Source organism: Thermococcus coalescens (genome assembly GCF_055392585.1).
The window spans coordinates 943,396-963,081 of record NZ_AP043764.1; the positions used below are offsets into that span (position 1 = coordinate 943,396).

The window sequence follows — 19,686 nt, forward strand, 5'->3', positions numbered from 1 at the left end:
TATTAGGAGGGAAATAGCCTTTAAAGTTTCGCTAGCATCTTCTTTGTTCATTTTCATGAAAATCACCATTAGAACATTCTCCCAAAAACCAAAGGATTGCACTCCCTCCAATTCCTGTCAAAGGCAGAGGATAAAGAGCCCTGAAACCGATAGTGATATCCAGCAGGAGAAGGAGAATAAAACATAGCAGAGATGCGGGGATTCCCCTATTTTCGTTCAAGAAAAGTTCATAGACGCTGTAAAACGGAAGCACCGCAGAAACTAAGAACAGGAGTGTCTGCCAGAGAGAAATATCCACAAGGAGAGGAAAAATCATCCAGATAACCACAACATGAAAAAGGAGGAGTAAAGATAAAAGAATCTTTAAAGGGGTTCTCAGCTCCATGATGTATACCACTCCTTCTTGCTCATACGCGGGTTAGAGTCCACAGTATCCATTAGATGGTTCCACGTGTTGCTCACGTAAATAACTGTCGAGGAAAAATATGTTCTCTCCCCGCTTGAATGGGTAGGTAGGGGTTCACCATAGGTCTGCTGTCTCCAATAACAGTAGTTTCCATGACATTCATACATATAACTCCAAGTACTTGGGAATTCTATAACTCCATTTTCAACTTTAATGCTTTCAACATCCTCACATCCGTAAGTATCATCTCTTCCAGGGTAATGATCGCATCTGTATCCGTCGTACCAGTCATCCACAAGCGGATCCGGGTGATCCTCGTCGTAAAAGTGAAGTTCATACTGGACACTACTGGATGTATAGTACGCCACTATTCTAAATAGGTCATTCTTCCCGTCAACATCATATCCGTTCCCACCGTCATCAACTCCACTACCACCAGTAATGTCCACGCTAACCTGCACCCACCAGTGAATTGGGTAGGGGATCGAAGAGCTCATCGGAGCATAGTAATAGTCATAGACCTTACCGTTAGTCTTAACTGATGCAACATTGATAGGCTTTACAACCAACACCTTAGCGTTCTTGGGGTAAAAGCTCTTCTGATAAAGGTAGGAGACATAATCGCTTACCAGCAACCGCTTAAGGGTTTCCCTCTGCCCAGGTGTGAGGTTTTTAGCATGTTCAGCAATCTCAGCATCAAGCCCCCCGCCAAACTTCTTCAGAACGAGGTCAGTGAGTCCCTCCACAAAATGAGGATCGTTGATGGTTCCTTTGGCATGTGCCACCTCAATCTGCTCCCTGACAAAAAGACCAATGGCAGTCCAGCTGTCAACGTCAGCCTGCGGCCGTGCACTAACAAATCCCGAAAAAACAAAAATCAACACCAGCACTCCAACCAAGAGTCCAGCCCGTTTCAAGAGCATCACCATTAGGCATTAGGCATTAGGCATTAGGCATTAGCCGTATATATAGTTTTCCATCCCCCATGGTGTGAATTGCGAAATCCAAAATAGAAAATATGGAGATTTAAACAGCTTCCAACGCCCTCTCGTAATCCCTCTCCGAGTACAGCACCAAATAGACCTTCTCAACGCCCCCCGCTCCCTTTCCGAACTCCTCAACGACTTCCCTGAACGTCCTCACGACCTCCCCGAGCGGGCAGCCGTATATTCCCGCGCTTATGGCCGGGAAGGCTATCGTTTTAACCCCCAGCTCCTCGGCCTTTCTCAGCGCGCCGAGGATTGCCTTTCTAAGCTTTTCCTTCCTGTCGTCGTCCCAGGCTCCCCCACAGTAAGGCCCAACCGTGTGGATGACGTAGCGGACGCCGTACTTTTCGAGCCTTAACGCCGGCGTTACGACGACCTCCCCGTGCTCGATGTAGTCCTTCCCGAGCTGCTCGCGCATAGCCTCCTTGCTTATCCTAATGTACTCCCCCACGCCCCCAGCGGCAGCCTTAGCTATCGCGTAGGCGACACCGCCGCCGTGCTCAAGATATTTGTTCGCGGCATTGACTATAGCCTCAGCCGGGAAGCGGGTTATGTCACCGCGGACGATCTCGAAGGAGACCATCGGACTCACCGTTTCAGGGATTACTCAGGAGGGATTTAACCCTTGCGCGATTCGTTACTATGGTTTACTCTACTATCGATACAACTCCAGACAGTAACATTTAAAAAGGCCCGGACAAAATTCATTGGGGTGATTACATGGACGCATTCAGTGCAATTGGAACAGCCTTCAGGGCCATATCCGAAGAAAATAAAATCTGGCGGGTTCCAGTGGTTCTGGCTGGAATCTCAATGGCCATACTCACGGTTCTCGGTATCGGTGACGATGCTGAACTAATCGCGTACAGGCCCGATGTCGCGTGGGAAATAGCGATTCCGTTAGTCCTGCTGGCTCTGCTGCTGCGAATCCCAACGTTCTATTACCCAACAAAGGCATACAAACACCGATTCAATGGGGAGGACATCAATGAGGGGAGAGTCCTCAGGGAATCGTTCATCGGAGGTCTCAAGGTCATTCTGATTTCAATAGTCTATGGACTTCTGGCAGGCTTCATAGCACTTCTCCTGCTCATCCCGGCGATCTTTCTCTACCTGATTCTACCGGAACCGGTAAGCTACGTAGTCGCGGCGATACCAGCGATACCCGCGGTTCTGTTTGTACTCGGCCTCATAGCAATGATGGTTCCCGCCTACATCTGGACTGAAGACTTCAGCGCGGGAATGGACATTATAGGGACGGCATGGAGTGAGAAAAAGGAGACGATGGCCTACGGTTTTCTGCTGATGCTCTCGGTTGTTGGACTCGTCGCGGCGGCTGGCGGGATCGTCATGATGATATCGTGGATGGGTGGAGGAGCCATCACAGCACTTGTCATTGGACTTGTAGACGGTGCCCTGAGCGAACTTGCGAATGTCCTGGCAAACGTTTCGGGGGCAGAGATGTTCGTGAGACTAACCGGACGGCCGACATGGAGAAAAAGAGACGAGGTAAGTGTTGACCCCGACCTGCTGGCCAGCCTCTAAGCCAGCTTCTCTATCGTTTTTTCGGCTTTGTCAATTATCCTCTCCTCGTCAAGCGTGAGCACTTCCCTGTCGAGCATAAGGATTTTTCCGTCCACTATGGTTGTCTCGACGTCGTTTCCGTTCGCCGAGTAGACGAGGTGGCTGACCACGTTGTTGACCGGCCTCAGGTGGGGCTGGTTGAAGTTGATTATCGCTATGTCCGCGAGGTAGCCCTCCTTTATGACGCCCGCCTTGAGGCGCAGGGCTTTGGCACCGTTTAGAGTTGCCATCCTGAAGACGGTTTTGGCATCCGCAACCGTCGGGTCGAGGTTGTGAACCTTGTGGAGCAGAGCGGCCAGCTTCATCTCGTCGAGCATGTCGAGGTTGTTGTTGCTCGCACTGCCGTCGGTGCCGAGGCCGACGTTTACGCCCGCATTCAGGAGCCTCTGGAGCGGCATTACCCCGCTGGCAAGCTTCATATTGCTGGCCGGGTTGTGGGCGACGGTGACGCCGTGCCTCGCGAGTATCTGTATGTCCCTGCTGTCGAGCCAGACGCCGTGGGCTATGATAACATCGCTTCCCAGGAAGCCAATTTCATCGAGGAGAACCACCGGGCTCTTTCCATGGCGTTCGCTTATCTGGCCTATCTCCGCCATCGTCTCGCTCACGTGGATGGTTATCAGCTTGTTGTGCCCGTCTGCAAGCTTCCTTACCTCCCTGAGCAGGGCTATCGAGCAGGTGTAAGGTGCGTGCGGCCCGAAGACGAAGTGGACCCTGTCTGAGTTAAGCCCCTCTATGAACTCCATCGTGCGGAGGGCTTCCTTTATTTCCTTCCCGGTCTTTTCGGGATCGCCGAGGTCTATCATGCCGTAGCTGAGGTAGCCGCGCAGGCCGCTCTCGAGGGTCACCTCGGCAACGCCGTCCATGAAGAAGTACATGTCCAGGAAGGTTCCGGTGCCGGTCTTTATCATCTCCAGGGCGCCCAGATAGGCACCGACCTTCGTGTACTCCCTCGTCAGCTTCGCCTCCCTCGGCCATATGTGGTTCTGGAGCCAGTCCATGAGAGGAAGGTCGTCGGCGAGACCGCGGAAGAGGCCCATCGGGGAGTGTGTGTGCAGGTTGACAAAGGCGGGAGAAACAACCCTTCCTTTGGCGTCTATCACCGTATCGGCGGCCTCGCTTACCCCCCTGGCCACCTTGACGATCCTGTTCCCCTCGATGAGAACGTCAGCCTCGACAACCTCGAAGTTCTCGCCGTAGATAACCCGGCCGTTCCTGATGAGAATGCTCATCGACATCACCCTTTTTTAAGGAGGTGTGTTTCCGGTGGAAGTTAAAAAGGTGACGGAGAAGAATCAGAGCGGAACCCAGAGGCTCCAGGAGTATGGGTTGAACTCGTTGTAGTGGTCCCAGATGGAGGCGTAGCCGTTCTCAAAGACATTTAGTGGAATTTGCGAAAGGCTCATGAATGTACTAAAAAGTTCAGCTAATAGCGTCACACCTACTCACCCGTTCATTCTCACGGATCTTTTTCAGCATTACAAGTATGAGTATCCCTAACGGAGTAAGTCCTGCAGGTGCCAAGAAAGTCATCTTGGGAGATACATTCCACAGGAAAAACCCTAACATGGGGCCTGGGACTGAAAATATTCTTGTCAGAGAGTTTTTAACACCCAATATCAAACCCCGATATTCTGGATTTGTGTTTTCTACCACATACCTTTCAGAGGCCACTTTTAATTGTTCAATAAACGATAAAAAGATTAATGATAACAGAGCCACGGGAGAAAGAGCAAGGGCAAAAATCCCCAGAAGGGGGATAGACAGTGTGTCTTTCAGTATGAGGGACTTTACACTTCCATACTTGTCAACGACATAACCGGCCATTAGGGTTCCACCAATCGTGAAGAGCGTGATTAGAGAATATAGCCAGGAGATTTCCGAAACACTTAGAGAATATACATTTTGAAGAAACACGGGAACAAATGCGGTTGCTATTGAGCCAATAAAAAATTCAAAAGAGATGTAGATTAGAAAGAGCTTTAAATGGGGTTCTCGAACAAATTTGACACCTTTAAAGATGCCTTTTAAAGGCTCCAAAACATTAGATTGGACATTATTTGGTCTTAAAGTCTCTGAAATGCGAAGATACAATGTTATGGCCACTAACACGGCAAATCCAGAGAGAAGGAATAGGTTAGAGATACTCACGACACTCAATAATGAACCAAATGCCAGATAACTTATAATACTCGCAGCATTGTTTGCTAAAAAGATAAGTGATAACGCTCTTCCAAGATACTCCACTGAGACAGATTCACCAATTAACGAAACAATAGCAGGAGAGGATGCCATAAACGCCACATTAAGAAGAATAGCCGGAATTATTACTAGAACACTCCCAGATTCAATAATAATCCCTAATGCCAACAGGCTTAGCACTTCAAACACAGTTGAGACTACTATCACTCCTTTCCTACCATGAGCATCACTAAACGCACCGGCTATTATAGGTATAAAACTCGCAAAAAAGTTGTTCGCCATTGAGAAGAACCCCAACAATTCTGGTCCCCCAATATCGTTTATCGTGATATTTAGGTAGTAACCGAGAAGATAAGCCACTGCAATAGTGTCAATAAAGTATGCTATGATCAAAAGCTTAACATTGTTGTTTTTCATTAGACTCAAATAGCTCAAACCATTCTGGTTTGAATTCAACTTTTGTAACCCTCCTGTTGTTTATTAGTGAAGACAAAACATTGCTAGGAACTTTCTTTAGTTTACTAATTTTCTCTATAAGATGTGAGTTATAACTATTGGTATACTCAAAAGACTTCAAAAAGTCAGTTGAAGGCTTAATATTTTCTGATAACATCCTCTGAGAGACAATGTTAGAAATTGCTTCTGCCACACTTTCTTCAATCATCACTAAATCATCCTTAATAGGTTCTACAACGAATATACCTGGATCCCCCCTCGGAAAGTTCCTTTGAAGAAACTCTAAATCCAAATACATGTGAAAAAGCTCATGTCCGATTATCTTAGATAATACAATAAACTCTTCTTCAGTATTGGGAGGAGATGGGGCATAGAATAAAACAAGTACTCTTGTGATCGTTTTAAAATCCATTAAAACAACGTCCGGAGAAGGCAAGGAGAAGGTTATCTCTGGATCTTGAAGTGTCGGCATTAGTGGTCCATGATATTGTTCAATAATATTTAAAGTCGTCCTAAGGGATATCTCAAATCCCCTGCACAAGTTTATTGAGAACTCGGACATGTATTGCAATATACTATTAGAAGTATTAACAATTTCTGATAAACTAAACCAAGCGTCTGTTATAATCAATTTTAATGTAGGATTCCCTAAAAGCTCCACCACACCATACTCATTTTGGTTCGTACGGGCATCTGGGATCTGGAGCATATAAATCACCATCATAGTAGCTATATGCTAATGCTCTACATTTTCCTCCACAGAGATCAAAGTATATACATGATTTACATTTCCCGTGCATATCTTCCTGTTTGAGGTTCCGGAATTTGTTTAAAATCTCTGAAGAATGCCATATCTCCTTGAATGTATTTTGGCGTAAATCTCCTGCGATAAGATTGGGAAAAGTATCTCCCAGCAATAAGTCACATGGATAAACAAATCCATCTGGTGTAATTTCTACATATCGTCCAGTCCGTACGCCACATCTAGTGAAAAGTTTGTAGAATTCATCATTGATAAGAGTTTGAGACAACCCCTTATCACCGACAAAGAAGAAGGGTTTTTCTGCTATTATTTGTATTCCTAATTTATTTGCTTCTCGCTCTAGTTCCTCAATGATTTTTAAGCGCTCCTTGAGGGGTATTGCCATCGAGTTATCTGCTCTCCCTACTGGTTTCAATTCCACAATATTCCACACATGCACCCCCAACTCTTTAATTAATGGGAGCATATTACGAAGATCATCCTTATTCGCTTTCTGTAAAATAGTTATTACAGAGACATTCATATTCAAATTAACTAGAAGTTTAATGGTATCTACCGCTTTCTCAAAAGAGCCAGGCATGCCTGTAAGTTCATCATGAATTTTAAAATCTGAGCTGTGAAGAGGAACTTGAACATTAACATTACATGTTGCTAATTTCTTTGCTAGTTCTCTATTAACAAGAAGACCATTAGTAGTAATATTTACTGTAAATCCTCTCTCACAGGCGTATTTAACAACCTCCGGGAGCCTTTGATCCAGAAGTGGTTCACCACCTGTTATACATAACTCAAAAGTTCTCATTTCAGATAGTTCATCTATAACCTTTTTAATCTCCTCCAATGTCAATGGCTCACGTAAAAGCCTTCTCGGCGCTTTCAAAAAACAATACTTACATTTTATGTTACACTTCCAAGTCAAGTACAGGAATGCAGTTAATGGGGCAGATAGGTATTTTAATTGATCTACAAATTTCCGCATTTTTTCCAGTTGGTTAAATGCATTATTCGGATTACCCTTTTTATGACCTTTTTTAACAACTCCATTTGTCAAAAGAGGGTATAAGAACTCGGAAACTACGTCCATAATTTCACTTGGTTTCAATTCATATATCCTGCTTAATAAACTAACAATATCACTTAAGGATAATGAATATTGAGTAAGAAAAAGAATATCTGAAGCAGTTCGGTTAAGACCATAATAGCCCCTATGCTGTTTATCATAGAGTATTCCACCAAAATATTCAAGCCTAATAACATAGTTAGGGTTCAATTGTACCACCGATTCCGGGTCAAGTAAAACCTTTTCCATACCTCCACACCCCTAAATAGGTAAAGGATAAAGGAAAGCCAATAAATCATAATGTCAAAGTGGTAATTTACCCCAAAGTCCCCATATGGTCCACTGGGTCTTCTTGCTTTTCAGGGGGACTATTTTTGGCTTCTCAAACTGTAGTGTCTTCATGGGAACCACCTCAAAATAAATGAAGACAAAATCATATTTAAGCTTTACGCTTTACAATAGCATGATCATTTTTTTTTCAATGCGTCACAAAAAGGGATTACTTGAAAAGTATCAAACCAATCCCATAGCAGATTAAAAAAGTAGAAAAGAAAAACAATTCAAAAGAGTACTACAAAAACTCACACGAACATGCTCTTCAGCACGCCTGAACAGCCGCACTTCCTCTCCTTGGGAATCTTTGGAATACCCTTCTTTAGAAGCTCCTGCACCTTGTAGTTGTTCTCGGCCATGACCTTGAGAACTTCCTGGGCGTCAACGGGCTCCTCGGCCCAGACGTCGTAATCCGTAACCGTCGCTATGTTCGCGTAGCACATGCCCAGCTCGCGCGCGAGGTTTATCTCCGGGACGAGAGTCATACCGATTATGTGGGCGTACTGCCTGAACATGAGGCTCTCGGCCCTCGTTGAGAACCTCGGCCCCTCGATGCAGACGTAGGTGCCCTTTTCATGGACCGGGAAGCCGAGCTCCTTGGCGGTCTCGTAGAAAATCTTCCTCATCTCTGGACAGAATGGGTCGGCCATCGAGACGTGGGCGACCCTCGGACCGTTGTAGAAGGTGTAGTCCCTCTTCTTAGTGAAGTCAATGAACTGGTCGGTTATGACTATGTCGCCGGGCTCGTACTCCTCGCGGAGCGAACCCACTGCCGTGATCCCGATAACCCTCTCGACGCCGAGCTCCTTGAGGGCCCAGATGTTTGCCCTGTAGGGCACTTCGTGCGGCGGGAACTCGTGGTTCTTCCCGTGTCTCGGTATGAATGCGACCTCAACGCCCTCTATCTCCCCGATTTCCACTGGAGCCGAAGGTCTGCCGTAGGGCGTGTGCACCTTGACGCTTTCTTTAGGCTCAAAAACGCCGTAAACGCCCGAACCACCTATGATACCTATCCTCACCATAGACATCACCCTGTAAAAATAAAGCCCCAGTTATTTAAGGGTTGCTTTTCCAGTGGAAACACAACCCGGAATAAAGCTTAAGGGCATGAGGCCCAACTGAGAGTGGGGAGACCATGCTGCAGGATCCCGGAACCAGGTGGCTCGTATCCTGGACCCTCGCAGGAGCCCTTGGCTGGTTCGTAGGGACACTGCTCGCATTCCATCTTCTGGGTTCAGGGGTTAAACTATCTGTCGGCTGGCTTGTGGTCTTTATGGTGGGCTGGGTGCTCGGAGGGTTCATCTGGTACGAGTGGAGGATAAAGAAGGAAATGAAGGGGAGCACGTAGGCGGGACGAAAATTTAATAACCTTTTGAAACTAAATTTCTCCGGGGGTGGTACCGTGGAAAACGGGAGTCCAGTCAAGATAGTGCTCCCAGAGATCAGGAACCCCATACTGATAGAGGGCTATCCCGGGATAGGCCTCGTGGGACACATAGCGGCCAACTTTCTTGCCAAGGAGCTGGAAATGGAGATGATAGGCTACGTGGAGAGCCCGTTCATCCCCCCAATGGCGCTGATCCTTGATGGAAAGCCAAACCCTCCCCTCAGGTTCTATGGAAGGGACAACATAATACTCGCAGTGGCAGACATCTACGTCCCGCCAACGCTCGTCAGCGAGATAGCCAGGGAGCTCGTGAGGTACCTCAAGGACATGGGGGCGGAGAAGATTGTATCCCTAGGGGGCATAGGCATAGGCCTATTCAAGGAGAAGATGGACGTATGGGGAGTTGGGGCCAAGGAAGAGCTGAACAGGGAGCTTGAGAACCTGGGAGTGAAAATCCTCCAGTACGGCTCGATAATGGGGATGAGCGGAAAGCTCCTCTGGGAAGCAAGCAAGGAAAAACTCGACGCCTATGTTCTCCTGGGGGAGACCTTCGGGGACAGACCCGACCCGAGGGCGGCAGCAAACGTCATAGAGGTCCTGAAGAAGCTGACGCCGATAGAGGTCTCAACGGAGCCCCTGCTCAAGGAAGCAGAGATGATAGAGGCCCAGCTGAGGAAGATGCACGAGCAGATGGAGCAGGCCAGGAGAAAAGCTGAGAAGCAGTACGAGAGCATCTACCTGTGAGGTGGGAGCATGGAGGCGATAACCCTCGCCGGAATCGCGAGACGGGTTCTCGACGAGCTTTTGAGGAGCCCATACAAAACCCTGGAGATAAGGAGCGCGAGGAACGTCATTGCGCTCGAAAGGGCCCGCGAGCTCGGGAGGGTTTTTCTGACCTACGAGACCTTCCAGGACGTCACGGTGGGCACTGAGGGACTCCTAGCGGAGATACTCCGCCTGGAGAGCATGGAACAGAGAATCCCTTGGGAGGAGAGCGACGAGAGGGAAGTGACCGTGTGCCGGGCCCAGGTGAGGCTCCTCGGCCTCGGAAGAATAGTCGAGGTGAGGAAGAGGAACACGGTGCTGGTGGTCAGGGTTCGCGAGATGCTGCCGCAGGAGATGGACATGGGCTAAAACAGGGTCTTTTGCCTGCCTTTTCCGAGCTTTTCCCTCTTTGGCGGCTGAACCTTTCTGAACTCAAGGCCCTCCTTTTCGAGGAGCCTCTTCGCACCGGAGGTCATGGACGGTGCAACGAGTATCCCCCTAACGTTGTCGTGCTCCTTTCTCAAGGCCTCAACGTAGCGCTTGAGCTGGCTGACGGCATGAAGGTCAGCCTTCCTGCGCTTCAGCTCAAGGACGACGAGGTTGCCGTTCCTATCGCGTCCGAGGATGTCAACTATGCCGTGGCCGATCTGCTTTTCCCTGAAGAGGGGCTTGAAGCCCGGCTCGATGAGTTCAGGATTTTTAAAGATGAACTCCGCCATCTCGGCCTCGCTGCCTGTCAAAGCAAGCTCCTCGTAGTCCTCGGCCTTGAACAGAGAAACAAGGTAAACCTCCTCAAGCTCGACCTCAAGTATCTCCCTCGGCTTCCTCCTCACGGAGCGAAGGACGATTACTCCATCACGCTCACCAACAGTTACAAAGCTCCCCGGCGGCTGCCAGTTAACGGGTTCCCGCTTCTTGCTCTGGTGGATAAGAAAAGCGCCGTCCGGTTTGATTATTATCACCCTGTCCCCGGAGCCGAGTTCACTCTTGGCCCTGCCGTCGTAATGAACCTTACAACGGGCAAAAATCGTTAGCATGGCCTCCTTTGATAGCGCGGAATCGATTATCCTGAGGAGTTCCTCGCGGGAGGGGTTCGTCACTGCCTCAACCTTTGACATGGAAATGGGTAAAGAAGAGGGGTTAAAAAGCTAACTCAGTCCTCGACGCCCTTGTCGGTTATCCTAAAGATCGCCTCTCCCTCGGGAAGGTGGGGGCTGTCTATGAGCCTGGCCACGCGCTTGCCGGCCTTGCCCTTCCTAAGGTAGATCCTCAGGGTCGCGCTGTGCGCCAAGATGTGGCCACCAACGGGCCTCGTTGGGTCGCCGAAGAAGGCATCTGGCTTCGCCTGAACCTGGTTGGTGACGAAAACCGCTATGTCGTAGAGGTCCGCTATCCTGTGCAGGTCTGAGAGGTGCTTGGCCAGCTTCTGCTGCCTCTCCGCGAGCGTTCCTCTGCCGACATACTCGCTCCTGAAATGGGCCATGAGTGAGTCGACGACGAGCAACTTTACCGGCCTGTCGGTTTCAGCCTTCTCTTTGATTATCTCCTCCGCCTTTTCAATGAGGAGCATCTGGTGGTTGCTGTTGAAAGCGCGGGCGACATAGATGTTCTTAAGGGTCTCGTCGGGGTCAAGGCCGCGGTTCTCGGCGATCTGCCTTATCCTCTCAGGTCTGAAGGTGTTCTCGGTGTCTATCCATATGACCGAACCGTGAAGGCCCCCCTCCTCCTCGGGGAGCTGAACCATCACTGCAAGGGTGTGAGCCAGCTGGGTCTTTCCGGAACCGAACTCGCCAAACACTTCCGTTATCGCCTGGGTCTCAACCCCACCGCCGACGAGTTTGTCGAGGCTCTTGCTTCCAGTGGAAATCCTGCCTATGGTTCTGCGCTTCTCCATGTACTCGTCCGCCCGCATGAAGGTTCCGATGTTGGCGGCCTCTCTGGCGGCCTGGATTATCTTGAGTGCCGCACCCTCGCTTATTCCCGCTATCTCCTTGAGCTCCATTGGGGAGGCAACTGCTATGGCCTCGATGCTGTCGTAGCCGGCCTCGCGGAGCTTCTCGGCGGTTGCCGGCCCGACACCGGGGAGGTCTTCAAGGGTCTTTATTTCCTTCTCCTTCTTTTTCTTGGTTGAGCTTGACGGGGACTCCGCAACGACATCGAGCTCCTCAAACTCTTCGAGCTCTTTTATTTCATCGTCAGCCTTCTTCTTTCGTGGCATCTCACTCACCCGCTACAACTACCTTTCATAGGGGTAAAAAGCCGAAGGGTTATATACTTTTCTTTCCGGTGGAGCGAAAGATAAGAATGGTGAGTACTGGGCCATGCTGCAAATTCACACTATTGCCGAGCTGCTTTAGTGAAAATCGGATGTACCCTCAATGGCAGAGCCTGGGGGCAACGCCATCACTCCCTTCCACTGGAAGAGCCGGGTTTTATTACGATCAGTCTGGATCCTTCAGGAATCTCCTCTTCAAGTGCCGGGTTGAGAACGGGTTTCTCCTTGTAATAACCGAGGAGGAAGTAGCCCTCATTGCGGAGGCGCTTCATTGCCTCAATGTATGGAATGCCCCACAGCTCTTCCCGCTCCAGAACGGAGATGTCGTAGCCGCTGGTGGCCGTGGTAAGGTCGTCTATGACGTCTACAACCTCTGGTTCGAAAACGGAGCTTGCGAGGAGCCTTCCGGCGAGACTTCTGCTGAGTACCACCCTGTCGGCCCCAGCACCCTTGAGCAGCTCCATGCTCTCGCCGCGGAGGGCCTCGACGAAGACCTTAGCCTTGGACATGCGCTTCACCAGGAGAGTCGTGAACACTGACTTCGAGTCGTCCTCCAGGGCGAGAATGACGTAGGATGCCTCCCTCACGTGGGCGCGTTCCAGCGTTTCCGGGTTCGTGGGATCTCCTATAAGAACCTCCACTTCCTCTGGAAGCTCAACCTTCTTCCTCTCGCTCTCATCGGGGAAGACCACCACAATCGGCCGCATCTCCACCTCTCCACTGGAAATCGCGGACATGAGTTCATCCACACAGCTGGGGATGCTGCTCCCGCGGCCGATTATCACGTAGTGTCCGGAATACCTAACGCTGTGCATGCCCATCATCCTCCTCAGAGATGATGAAATGAAGTATTCAGCCAGAATTGAAACGAGAGCCGTGAACGTCGAGATTCCGGCAACGGCAGCGACCATGGCCACGGCACGGCCGGCCTCGGTCTGGGGCGTTATATCCCCGTACCCTATCGTGGCCATCGTTATGACTGCCCAGTAAAAAGCCGTGTAAAAGCCCACATCCTCAAAGTACATGAACAGGGAAGCAAAAACAACCGCCAGCAGGAGCACAAGCATCGCTATTTGGAGGAGCCGGTTCCTGCTGACCTTGACTTTCATCCTGAGAAGCTTCCTGACCACAGGTACGGGAATCATGGTGTACACTACGATGCCTGCTTTAAAAAATTATCACCCATGCCCTTACACATCCACGGATGGACTCATTTTTCCAGTGGAAACAGAGGTCTTTTTCGATGCCCATCTGAAAGACCCCCCAGAGTTTCATTTCCACTGGAACCCAGTTTTGGAGATGGACGGATTTAGTCAGAGGGTTTATGGAAAGGGGAATTTATAAAGCATATTACAAACGCCAAATCTATAGCTTTTAAATAATGGTGGATGTCCATTGGACTAATTTTCATCATTATCTATGATTGCATTATTTTTATGAACATTGTTCATGAAAATATATAAATATCAGAAGTTGTAGAAGGAACGGGAGAGTTTTACCAAGAATACGAAACAGATACTAGAGTAGCTAAAGCCGTGCTCCACAGGAAATGAAACTCTCTGGGGGCATTTTTTGTTAACTTATTTGCCATGGTGTTAACATATCTATTTTCCCAAAATGTCCAAAAGATTACTCCGATGTGCTTGTGTGGATATCCATAAACGTGCATTCCTCCTTCAGTTGAAATGGCCAAATGTATTCATAGATTCCTTTGCGAATTGAAACTTCTAATGTACATTGCTGTACTTGGAACCCCTCTGCTTCCTGTGGAAACCTCCGCTTCGGGTGCAACGTTATTAACCCCTTTGACCAATTTGTGTTGGTGGTTCCCATGGAGGACATTGAGAATATGGTTCTGGAGTGGCTGCGGGCCGGCAACGATAAGGCCGAAGACATCGTTGACCTCCCCTGGTCAGTTAAGGAGATGAGGCCCGGCATGTACGTGGCGGAGCATCCAAGGATGCCTTTCTCCCTGCTGGTGGCCTTCTCGGAGGACTTTATCCACCTGCTGGTGCCGCTGGGTTTGGAGACGTTCTCCATGACAAAGGACGAGAAGCTTAAGGTGTATCACACTCTCCTGCGTCTCAACGACCAGGTGAACCTAATGAAGTTCACACTCTCGGGCATGGACGATGACGTTTACCTTCGCGTTGATCTGGACAAGAAGACCCTTGGCAAGGAGGAGTTCAACGACGCCTTAACATCACTCCTCATAGGGCTGATGTCCGCCGTTTCAGAGCTCGGTCTTGAGGAGGCATTTGCAAGGGAGATTTTTGATCGCATCGTGGGGATGGTTATGGAGAGGGTTGATCACGGTGCCAGCCGGAATGAGCTGATGAGGTTCCTCACGGTCAAAGTTGGAATGAGCGTTGAGGACGCCAAGAACCTGCTCGACGAGGTATTCGCGGCCAAGAAAGAAATGGATGAGCAGAGAAAGGACGTTGGCTACTTCTGAGTTTTTTTACATTTCTGTTGGTTTCCTAGTGCACTTGGGCGGCTCTATGGCCGCACAACTGTCATGCTCCCCAAGATGGTTCCGGTGGGTATCCTGGGAGTAGCCCGTGGGCGCAGAGAAGGGCGCCAGAGAGCTTCTCGGCGCCGTCCTTGGTGCTATGATGGGACAACTACGCGACAAAGAAGGACGATTTTGCCTTCTTTCCCTTGGTTATCTCCTCTATTTTCCGCTTGCCTTTTTACATCCACCTGTTCAACAAGGCATATAAACCCCTCGGCTCGATTATCTATGCTTTCCTCTGCATCCGGTGCTTCCTCTGGAGCACATGTTTGATGTTCAGGATCTCTTCGATAAAATTGGCTAATTGACAACTGTGGGATATAGAATTATCACATGCTCAACAAATAGGGGATTTCATGAATAAAAATCAACGATGGGGCTGGATTTCCAGTGGAGTGGGTGGTGCCCATGGACGACAGTTATCTCGATTCAATCTTTGAGAAGTACCTTCACGCCAAGAAGATCTTTAAGAATAAGGAGGTCCTCAGGCACAGCTACACGCCCAAGGAGCTTCCCCACAGGCGTGAGCAGATTGAGAACCTCGCTCATATTCTGGTTCCCGTTCTACGCGGTGAGACTCCCTCCAACGTTTTCGTTTATGGAAAAACCGGGACTGGTAAGACTGTAACGATCAAGTTCGTGACCGAGGAGCTCAAGAAAATATCACAGAAGTACAACGTTCCAGTGGATGTTATCTACGTCAACTGCGAGATAGTCGATACTCAGTACCGTGTCCTGGCGAACATCGTGAACTATTTTAAGCTGGAGAGCGGTGTCGAGGTTCCCCTCGTCGGCTGGCCGACTGATGAGGTCTACGCCAAGCTCAAGGAGGTTATAGACGCCAAGGAGCGCTTCGTTATAATTGTCCTGGACGAGATAGACAAGCTCATCAAGAAGAGCGGCGACGATATACTGTATTCCCTCACGAGAATAAACACGGAGCTTTCCCGGGCAAAGGTCAGCATCATCGGCATATCCAACGACCTCAAGTTCAAGGAGTACCTCGATGCCCGCGTCCTCTCAAGCCTGAGCGAGGAGGAGGTTGTCTTTCCGCCATACGACGCCAACCAGCTCAGAGATATACTCATGCAGCGTGCCGAGAGTGCGTTTAACGAGGGCGTTCTGGATGATGGGGTCGTCCCCCTCTGTGCGGCTTTGGCCGCGAGGGAGCACGGCGACGCTAGGCGCGCTTTGGATCTCCTCCGCGTTGCCGGCGAGATAGCCGAGCGCGAGGGAGCCAGCAAGGTTACTGAGAGGCACGTCTGGAAGGCCCAGGAGAAGATAGAGCAGGACACCATGGAGGAGGTCATAAAGACGCTCCCGCTCCACTCGAAGGTTCTCCTCTATGCGATAGTCCTGCTAGATGAGAACGGCGAACTGCCTGCCAACACCGGTGACGTTTACTCGGTTTACAAGTCCCTCTGCGACCACATCGACCTCGAACCCCTCACCCAGAGGCGCGTCAGCGACCTCATCAATGAGCTCGATATGCTGGGCATCATCAACGCGAAGGTCGTCAGCAAGGGGCGCTATGGGAGGACCAAGGAAATCCGCCTGAACGTAACTCCTTATAAAGTGAAAAACATATATCGCCATGATCACCAGCTCCAGACCGTGCTCACCGTGAGCATGTCCCGCCAGAGGAGGCTGCTCTGATGGGTCTGATCGAGGATTTGATGTCGAATAACTATCTAATCACCCCCTCGGCTTACTACCTTCTCGTTGACGCCTATAAGAGAGACTTCACGCTCGCGGAGCTCATAAAGTTTGCAAAGTCAAAGGGAACCTTTGTGATAGACTCGGCACTGGCAAAGGAGTTCCTGTCATGGAAGGGTGTCTCTCCAATGGAAAGTTCCACAGAGTCTTCTCCCCAAGAAGCACCTTCTCTTGAGGAATACGTCTTGCCAGAGTCTGCCCCTACTGTGGAGATCTCGGAGGAGCCATCTGATTTCGGCGAATCTGGTGTGTTGACTGATTCTTCAACGGAAATGGACAAATCAATGCCTTCTTTAGTTGGTGCTTCTCAAACGTCCATTTCCACTGGAACTGTCCTTGAAAGCAGTGAGGAAACTCATGAAATTTTACAATCTGGGGGAGAAGAGGGCACTTTTTCCAGGGGGGAGAGTTTCATTTCCACTGGAGATGTCGAGACCTCCGAGGTCGGGGGAGACTTCGAATCCGAAACCAAAGTTGAAGAGCCCATATTATCAGAGGCCTCAGATGAAAGCCTTCCCATGGAAAGTGAAGCCGTCGTTGAGGAAGCTCCTCCCGAAAACGGCAACGGATACAATAACGGCTACGTTAACGGGGAGGAGAACGGAAACGGGGTTAAGCCCAAGGTGGTCTACGGTGACTACGGGGTGCCCATCGCATACGTGGGTGAGGAGGTTCCAGAGGAGGAGAAGAGCTACTCGGTCTACTCCGATTTCAAAATCTCGCCCAGGGAGGGGTTCCACTACCGGGCAAAGGAAATACCCGATGATTATGAGATAACCTTTGACGTGAAGAACGTTAAATTTGCCCTCCCCAAGGCCAAAAACGCCGCTGGCAAGGAGGGTGACCTCATAATCAAGGTCTACTCCGACTACTTCAGGAGCAGGCTCAAGAAGATGCGCAGAATCCTCCGCGAGAACCCCGAGATCGGTGGGGTGATAGACATAGCCAAGCTGGGCTATGTGAAGAGCGACGATGAGGTGACGATAATCGGCCTTGTGAACAGCAAGCGCGAAACCGCAAAGGGCTTCATGTTCGAGGTGGAGGACAATACCGGTGTCATCAAGGTCTTCATAAACCGCAACAACGAGGAGAGCAAGAAGTTCTTTGAGATAATGCCCGATGCAGTGGTGGCCTTCAGGGGCCGCTACTCCGGGCGGGGAATATTCTTTGCGAACAGGATTTACCTCCCGGACGTCCCCAAGTTCAAACGCGAGAAGCCGCCCCTTGAAGAGAAGGTTTACGCCGTTCTTCTCAGCGACGTTCACGTCGGTTCAAACAAGTTCTGCGAAAAGGCATTCATGCGCTTCCTGGAGTGGCTCAACGGCGACGTCAACAACAGGGCTGAAGAGGAGTTCGTCAGCAGGATTAAGTACATGATAATCGCCGGCGACGTTGTCGACGGCATCGGCATCTATCCCGGCCAGTACAACGAGCTCGCCATTCCTGACATCTTCGACCAGTACGAGGCACTCGCGAATCTGCTGAGCAACGTGCCGGATCACATAACCATGTTCATCGGCCCGGGCAACCACGATGCGGCCAGAACTGCCCTGCCGCAGCCGGGCTTCTATGAAGAGTATGCCAGACCCCTTCTGAAGCTAAAGAACGCGATCATCATAAGCAATCCGGCCGTGATACGGCTCCACGGCAGGGATTTTCTCATAGCTCACGGTAGGGGAATAGAGGACGTCGTCACGGCCCTGCCCAACAGAAGCCACCACCGGCCGGCGGAGGCGATGCTGGACCTGCTCAAGCTCCGCCACCTCGCCCCGACCTTTGGGGAGAAGGTTCCTATTGCGCCTGACTCGGAGGATACGCTCGTCATAGAGTCCGTTCCGGATCTGTTCCAGGCCGGCCACGTCCACGTCATGCAGTACAAAATGTACAACGGTGTTTTCCTGATAAACACTGGAACATGGCAGGCGCAGACCGAATTCCAGAAGATGGTGAACATCGTGCCCACCCCGGCGAGGGTTCCGATAATAGACATCGAGACGGCCCGGCTGAGGGCCGTTATCAGATTCGATGAGTACTGCGAGGGGGTTTGAGCAGTGTTCATTGGCTCCGATGAGGGAGATATCAAATTCATCGGAAAAAACGGAACGTTTATTGCTAGGATTGGTGTTGCAGTTGGTGTCAGGGATTCTGATTTTGATGAGTACATCCGCACTTACAGGGAATTCTTTGAGCAATTGAAAGTCGGTATAGGCTTGAAGACTCCGAGATGGATTTTTTCCTCTTCCGATTTAAGAAGATACCTTGTCGAGGAGGATGGCGATCCCACTGCGTACCTGCTCCTCATGAAAGAGTTCATTGAAGACGTTGTTGTCCCTAATAAGGTTATTACAAACTTTGTTTTTGCCTCTTTTGGTGTTAAAAAAATAAACATGCCTGATGGCAACCAGAAAAGTGTCATGGCTTTTATAAAAAAGACTCTCAAGTCTTATTTTTCTTATATCCCTGCATGGGTTGTAGCATCAAGATTGACTCGCACTAAGCCCAAGGTTTATGTTGACAACTTCAACCCCTCCCCTGCTACCGCTGCTTGGAATGAGCTCCTATCCCGTGCCCGCGAGGTCGCCGTTATTCCGAATGGCGACAAGGTTCATCCGCTTATTTCCACTGCAGATCTGCTTCTGAGATATATAAAAGAGATGATTTCTCTGTCCAGATGGAGGCTTGACATTGATGCTCTCCAAGCTAACCTGAGCTCTGTTGGATTTCCAAAGGAGCTGTTGAGGGTGTATCATATTGGGGGAAAGCATCTATCAAGGATCGTCCCGATATCCGTGTCCAACGATGTCGATCCCTCTGCTTTCTATCCCTCTCCAGCAATTTACGTTCTTAAAGAGGGTCTGCTCCCCGGAGAAAAAGAACAGAAATTGATCGAAACATCCCCTGCATTTGAGCATTTGTTGAGATACGCCGCCGATAAAATGGGCTCCTTGAAATTTTTATCCCTGCAGGCGGGTGCAGGGGGAGATCTTGCCATGCTTGCTAAAGGGGGGATTGTGGTTTCGCTTGGGCCATATGGGGAAAGATTGGGGGAGTACCTCTCAACGAGTCTTGGCTTCCCCGTGACTCATATCACTGCCTCTGAGCTGATGGCACTGTACGGTGATGATCAATGAGTGACCGAAATGTTTTTAGGGATCTGGTGTTCAAAATTTCATGGGGATACCGCCAGACCAGGCGGTGTCCTTTCATAGAGACTTATGTTGAGAATCCACTAATTTTT

At 49.7% G+C, this 19,686-nt stretch carries 19 protein-coding genes; 8 read left to right on the forward strand and 11 right to left on the reverse strand.

Annotation, left to right across the window (positions count from 1 at the left end; genetic code table 11):
- Positions 1–31 precede the first annotated feature (31 nt).
- The 3 genes from ACZ5M3_RS05300 to ACZ5M3_RS05310 form a co-directional block, all read right to left on the reverse strand.
- Positions 32–385: a hypothetical protein gene (locus ACZ5M3_RS05300; protein ID WP_464840601.1), complete on the reverse strand. Its 354-nt coding sequence runs from the start codon at positions 383–385 to the stop codon at positions 32–34.
- Positions 376–1,329: a hypothetical protein gene (locus tag ACZ5M3_RS05305; protein WP_464840602.1), complete on the reverse strand. Its 954-nt coding sequence runs from the start codon at positions 1,327–1,329 to the stop codon at positions 376–378. The genes ACZ5M3_RS05300 and ACZ5M3_RS05305 overlap by 10 nt, the downstream gene beginning before the upstream one ends.
- A gap of 103 nt (positions 1,330–1,432) precedes the next feature.
- Complete coding sequence (locus ACZ5M3_RS05310; protein WP_464840748.1) at positions 1,433–1,975, reverse strand: [protein ADP-ribosylglutamate] hydrolase; 543 nt, start codon at positions 1,973–1,975, stop codon at positions 1,433–1,435.
- A 137-nt stretch (positions 1,976–2,112) separates the two neighbouring features.
- On the opposite strand from ACZ5M3_RS05310, the gene ACZ5M3_RS05315 reads away from it, so the two are divergent.
- On the forward strand, positions 2,113–2,937 hold the full coding sequence (locus tag ACZ5M3_RS05315) for a hypothetical protein (RefSeq protein WP_464840603.1): 825 nt from the start codon (positions 2,113–2,115) through the stop codon (positions 2,935–2,937).
- Here the strand turns inward: ACZ5M3_RS05315 and ACZ5M3_RS05320 are convergent.
- From ACZ5M3_RS05320 to ACZ5M3_RS05340, 5 genes are all read right to left on the reverse strand, one after another.
- Complete coding sequence (locus tag ACZ5M3_RS05320) at positions 2,934–4,208, reverse strand: amidohydrolase family protein (protein WP_464840749.1); 1,275 nt, start codon at positions 4,206–4,208, stop codon at positions 2,934–2,936. The genes ACZ5M3_RS05315 and ACZ5M3_RS05320 overlap by 4 nt on opposite strands.
- 190 nt (positions 4,209–4,398) lie before the next feature.
- Positions 4,399–5,595: an MFS transporter gene (locus ACZ5M3_RS05325; protein WP_464840750.1), complete on the reverse strand. Its 1,197-nt coding sequence runs from the start codon at positions 5,593–5,595 to the stop codon at positions 4,399–4,401.
- The gene (locus ACZ5M3_RS05330; protein ID WP_464840604.1) at positions 5,576–6,343 is read right to left on the reverse strand and encodes a hypothetical protein; all 768 of its coding nucleotides are present in this window, start codon (positions 6,341–6,343) and stop codon (positions 5,576–5,578) included. Before ACZ5M3_RS05330 ends, ACZ5M3_RS05325 begins: the two co-directional genes overlap by 20 nt.
- The gene (locus tag ACZ5M3_RS05335; RefSeq protein ID WP_464840605.1) at positions 6,306–7,706 is read right to left on the reverse strand and encodes a PqqD family peptide modification chaperone; all 1,401 of its coding nucleotides are present in this window, start codon (positions 7,704–7,706) and stop codon (positions 6,306–6,308) included. Before ACZ5M3_RS05335 ends, ACZ5M3_RS05330 begins: the two co-directional genes overlap by 38 nt.
- Positions 7,707–8,038: 332 nt before the next feature.
- Positions 8,039–8,812: an S-methyl-5'-thioadenosine phosphorylase gene (locus ACZ5M3_RS05340; protein ID WP_464840751.1), complete on the reverse strand. Its 774-nt coding sequence runs from the start codon at positions 8,810–8,812 to the stop codon at positions 8,039–8,041.
- Positions 8,813–8,925: 113 nt separating this feature from the next.
- On the opposite strand from ACZ5M3_RS05340, the gene ACZ5M3_RS05345 reads away from it, so the two are divergent.
- Genes ACZ5M3_RS05345 through ACZ5M3_RS05355 form a run of 3 tightly spaced genes read left to right on the forward strand, consistent with a single transcriptional unit; the run spans position 8,926 to position 10,311 of the window.
- A complete protein-coding gene (locus ACZ5M3_RS05345; protein WP_464840606.1) occupies positions 8,926–9,138 on the forward strand; it encodes a hypothetical protein in 213 nt (70 codons plus the stop codon).
- A gap of 54 nt (positions 9,139–9,192) precedes the next feature.
- Positions 9,193–9,921 carry a proteasome assembly chaperone family protein gene (locus tag ACZ5M3_RS05350; RefSeq protein ID WP_464840607.1) on the forward strand — a complete coding sequence of 243 codons (729 nt, stop codon included), beginning with the start codon at positions 9,193–9,195 and terminating at the stop codon, positions 9,919–9,921.
- A 9-nt stretch (positions 9,922–9,930) separates the two neighbouring features.
- The gene (locus ACZ5M3_RS05355; protein WP_464840608.1) at positions 9,931–10,311 is read left to right on the forward strand and encodes a DUF473 family protein; all 381 of its coding nucleotides are present in this window, start codon (positions 9,931–9,933) and stop codon (positions 10,309–10,311) included.
- Here the strand turns inward: ACZ5M3_RS05355 and nucS are convergent.
- From nucS to ACZ5M3_RS05370, 3 genes are all read right to left on the reverse strand, one after another.
- Positions 10,308–11,060 carry an endonuclease NucS gene (gene nucS / locus ACZ5M3_RS05360; RefSeq protein ID WP_464840609.1) on the reverse strand — a complete coding sequence of 251 codons (753 nt, stop codon included), beginning with the start codon at positions 11,058–11,060 and terminating at the stop codon, positions 10,308–10,310. The genes ACZ5M3_RS05355 and nucS overlap by 4 nt on opposite strands.
- Before the next feature lie 35 nt (positions 11,061–11,095).
- Positions 11,096–12,160, reverse strand: a complete 1,065-nt coding sequence (radA, locus tag ACZ5M3_RS05365) for a DNA repair and recombination protein RadA (RefSeq protein WP_297092932.1) — start codon at positions 12,158–12,160, stop codon at positions 11,096–11,098.
- A gap of 185 nt (positions 12,161–12,345) precedes the next feature.
- Positions 12,346–13,362, reverse strand: a complete 1,017-nt coding sequence (locus ACZ5M3_RS05370) for a potassium channel family protein (protein ID WP_464840610.1) — start codon at positions 13,360–13,362, stop codon at positions 12,346–12,348.
- A 686-nt stretch (positions 13,363–14,048) separates the two neighbouring features.
- On the opposite strand from ACZ5M3_RS05370, the gene ACZ5M3_RS05375 reads away from it, so the two are divergent.
- The 4 genes from ACZ5M3_RS05375 (at position 14,049) to ACZ5M3_RS05390 (ending at position 19,579) form a co-directional block, all read left to right on the forward strand.
- Positions 14,049–14,672, forward strand: a complete 624-nt coding sequence (locus tag ACZ5M3_RS05375) for a DUF8183 domain-containing protein (protein WP_464840752.1) — start codon at positions 14,049–14,051, stop codon at positions 14,670–14,672.
- Between the two features lie 468 nt (positions 14,673–15,140).
- Positions 15,141–16,388, forward strand: coding sequence for an ORC1-type DNA replication protein (locus ACZ5M3_RS05380; protein ID WP_464840611.1), 1,248 nt, complete (start codon positions 15,141–15,143; stop codon positions 16,386–16,388).
- Positions 16,388–18,496 (forward strand): DNA-directed DNA polymerase II small subunit, encoded by a 2,109-nt coding sequence (locus ACZ5M3_RS05385; protein WP_464840612.1) that lies wholly within the window; start codon positions 16,388–16,390, stop codon positions 18,494–18,496. Before ACZ5M3_RS05380 ends, ACZ5M3_RS05385 begins: the two co-directional genes overlap by 1 nt.
- 3 nt (positions 18,497–18,499) lie before the next feature.
- Positions 18,500–19,579: a DUF8203 domain-containing protein gene (locus ACZ5M3_RS05390; protein WP_464840613.1), complete on the forward strand. Its 1,080-nt coding sequence runs from the start codon at positions 18,500–18,502 to the stop codon at positions 19,577–19,579.
- Positions 19,580–19,686 lie beyond the last annotated feature (107 nt).

What these genes read in the sequence shown, in the direction of transcription:
- ACZ5M3_RS05305 (WP_464840602.1), bottom strand. Translation starts at nt 1,329, where the DNA reads ATGCTCTTGAAACGGGCTGGACTCTTGGTTGGAGTGCTGGTGTTGATT.
- ACZ5M3_RS05370 (WP_464840610.1), bottom strand. Translation starts at nt 13,362, where the DNA reads ATGATTCCCGTACCTGTGGTCAGGAAGCTTCTCAGGATGAAAGTCAAG.
- ACZ5M3_RS05375 (WP_464840752.1), top strand. Translation starts at nt 14,049, where the DNA reads ATGGAGGACATTGAGAATATGGTTCTGGAGTGGCTGCGGGCCGGCAAC.
- ACZ5M3_RS05345 (WP_464840606.1), top strand. Translation starts at nt 8,926, where the DNA reads ATGCTGCAGGATCCCGGAACCAGGTGGCTCGTATCCTGGACCCTCGCA.
- ACZ5M3_RS05315 (WP_464840603.1), top strand. Translation starts at nt 2,113, where the DNA reads ATGGACGCATTCAGTGCAATTGGAACAGCCTTCAGGGCCATATCCGAA.
- ACZ5M3_RS05300 (WP_464840601.1), bottom strand. Translation starts at nt 385, where the DNA reads ATGGAGCTGAGAACCCCTTTAAAGATTCTTTTATCTTTACTCCTCCTT.
- ACZ5M3_RS05355 (WP_464840608.1), top strand. Translation starts at nt 9,931, where the DNA reads ATGGAGGCGATAACCCTCGCCGGAATCGCGAGACGGGTTCTCGACGAG.
- ACZ5M3_RS05325 (WP_464840750.1), bottom strand. Translation starts at nt 5,595, where the DNA reads ATGAAAAACAACAATGTTAAGCTTTTGATCATAGCATACTTTATTGAC.
- nucS (WP_464840609.1), bottom strand. Translation starts at nt 11,060, where the DNA reads ATGTCAAAGGTTGAGGCAGTGACGAACCCCTCCCGCGAGGAACTCCTC.
- ACZ5M3_RS05320 (WP_464840749.1), bottom strand. Translation starts at nt 4,208, where the DNA reads ATGAGCATTCTCATCAGGAACGGCCGGGTTATCTACGGCGAGAACTTC.
- ACZ5M3_RS05340 (WP_464840751.1), bottom strand. Translation starts at nt 8,812, where the DNA reads ATGGTGAGGATAGGTATCATAGGTGGTTCGGGCGTTTACGGCGTTTTT.
- ACZ5M3_RS05330 (WP_464840604.1), bottom strand. Translation starts at nt 6,343, where the DNA reads ATGCTCCAGATCCCAGATGCCCGTACGAACCAAAATGAGTATGGTGTG.
- ACZ5M3_RS05310 (WP_464840748.1), bottom strand. Translation starts at nt 1,975, where the DNA reads ATGGTCTCCTTCGAGATCGTCCGCGGTGACATAACCCGCTTCCCGGCT.
- ACZ5M3_RS05335 (WP_464840605.1), bottom strand. Translation starts at nt 7,706, where the DNA reads ATGGAAAAGGTTTTACTTGACCCGGAATCGGTGGTACAATTGAACCCT.
- ACZ5M3_RS05385 (WP_464840612.1), top strand. Translation starts at nt 16,388, where the DNA reads ATGGGTCTGATCGAGGATTTGATGTCGAATAACTATCTAATCACCCCC.
- radA (WP_297092932.1), bottom strand. Translation starts at nt 12,160, where the DNA reads ATGCCACGAAAGAAGAAGGCTGACGATGAAATAAAAGAGCTCGAAGAG.
- ACZ5M3_RS05380 (WP_464840611.1), top strand. Translation starts at nt 15,141, where the DNA reads ATGGACGACAGTTATCTCGATTCAATCTTTGAGAAGTACCTTCACGCC.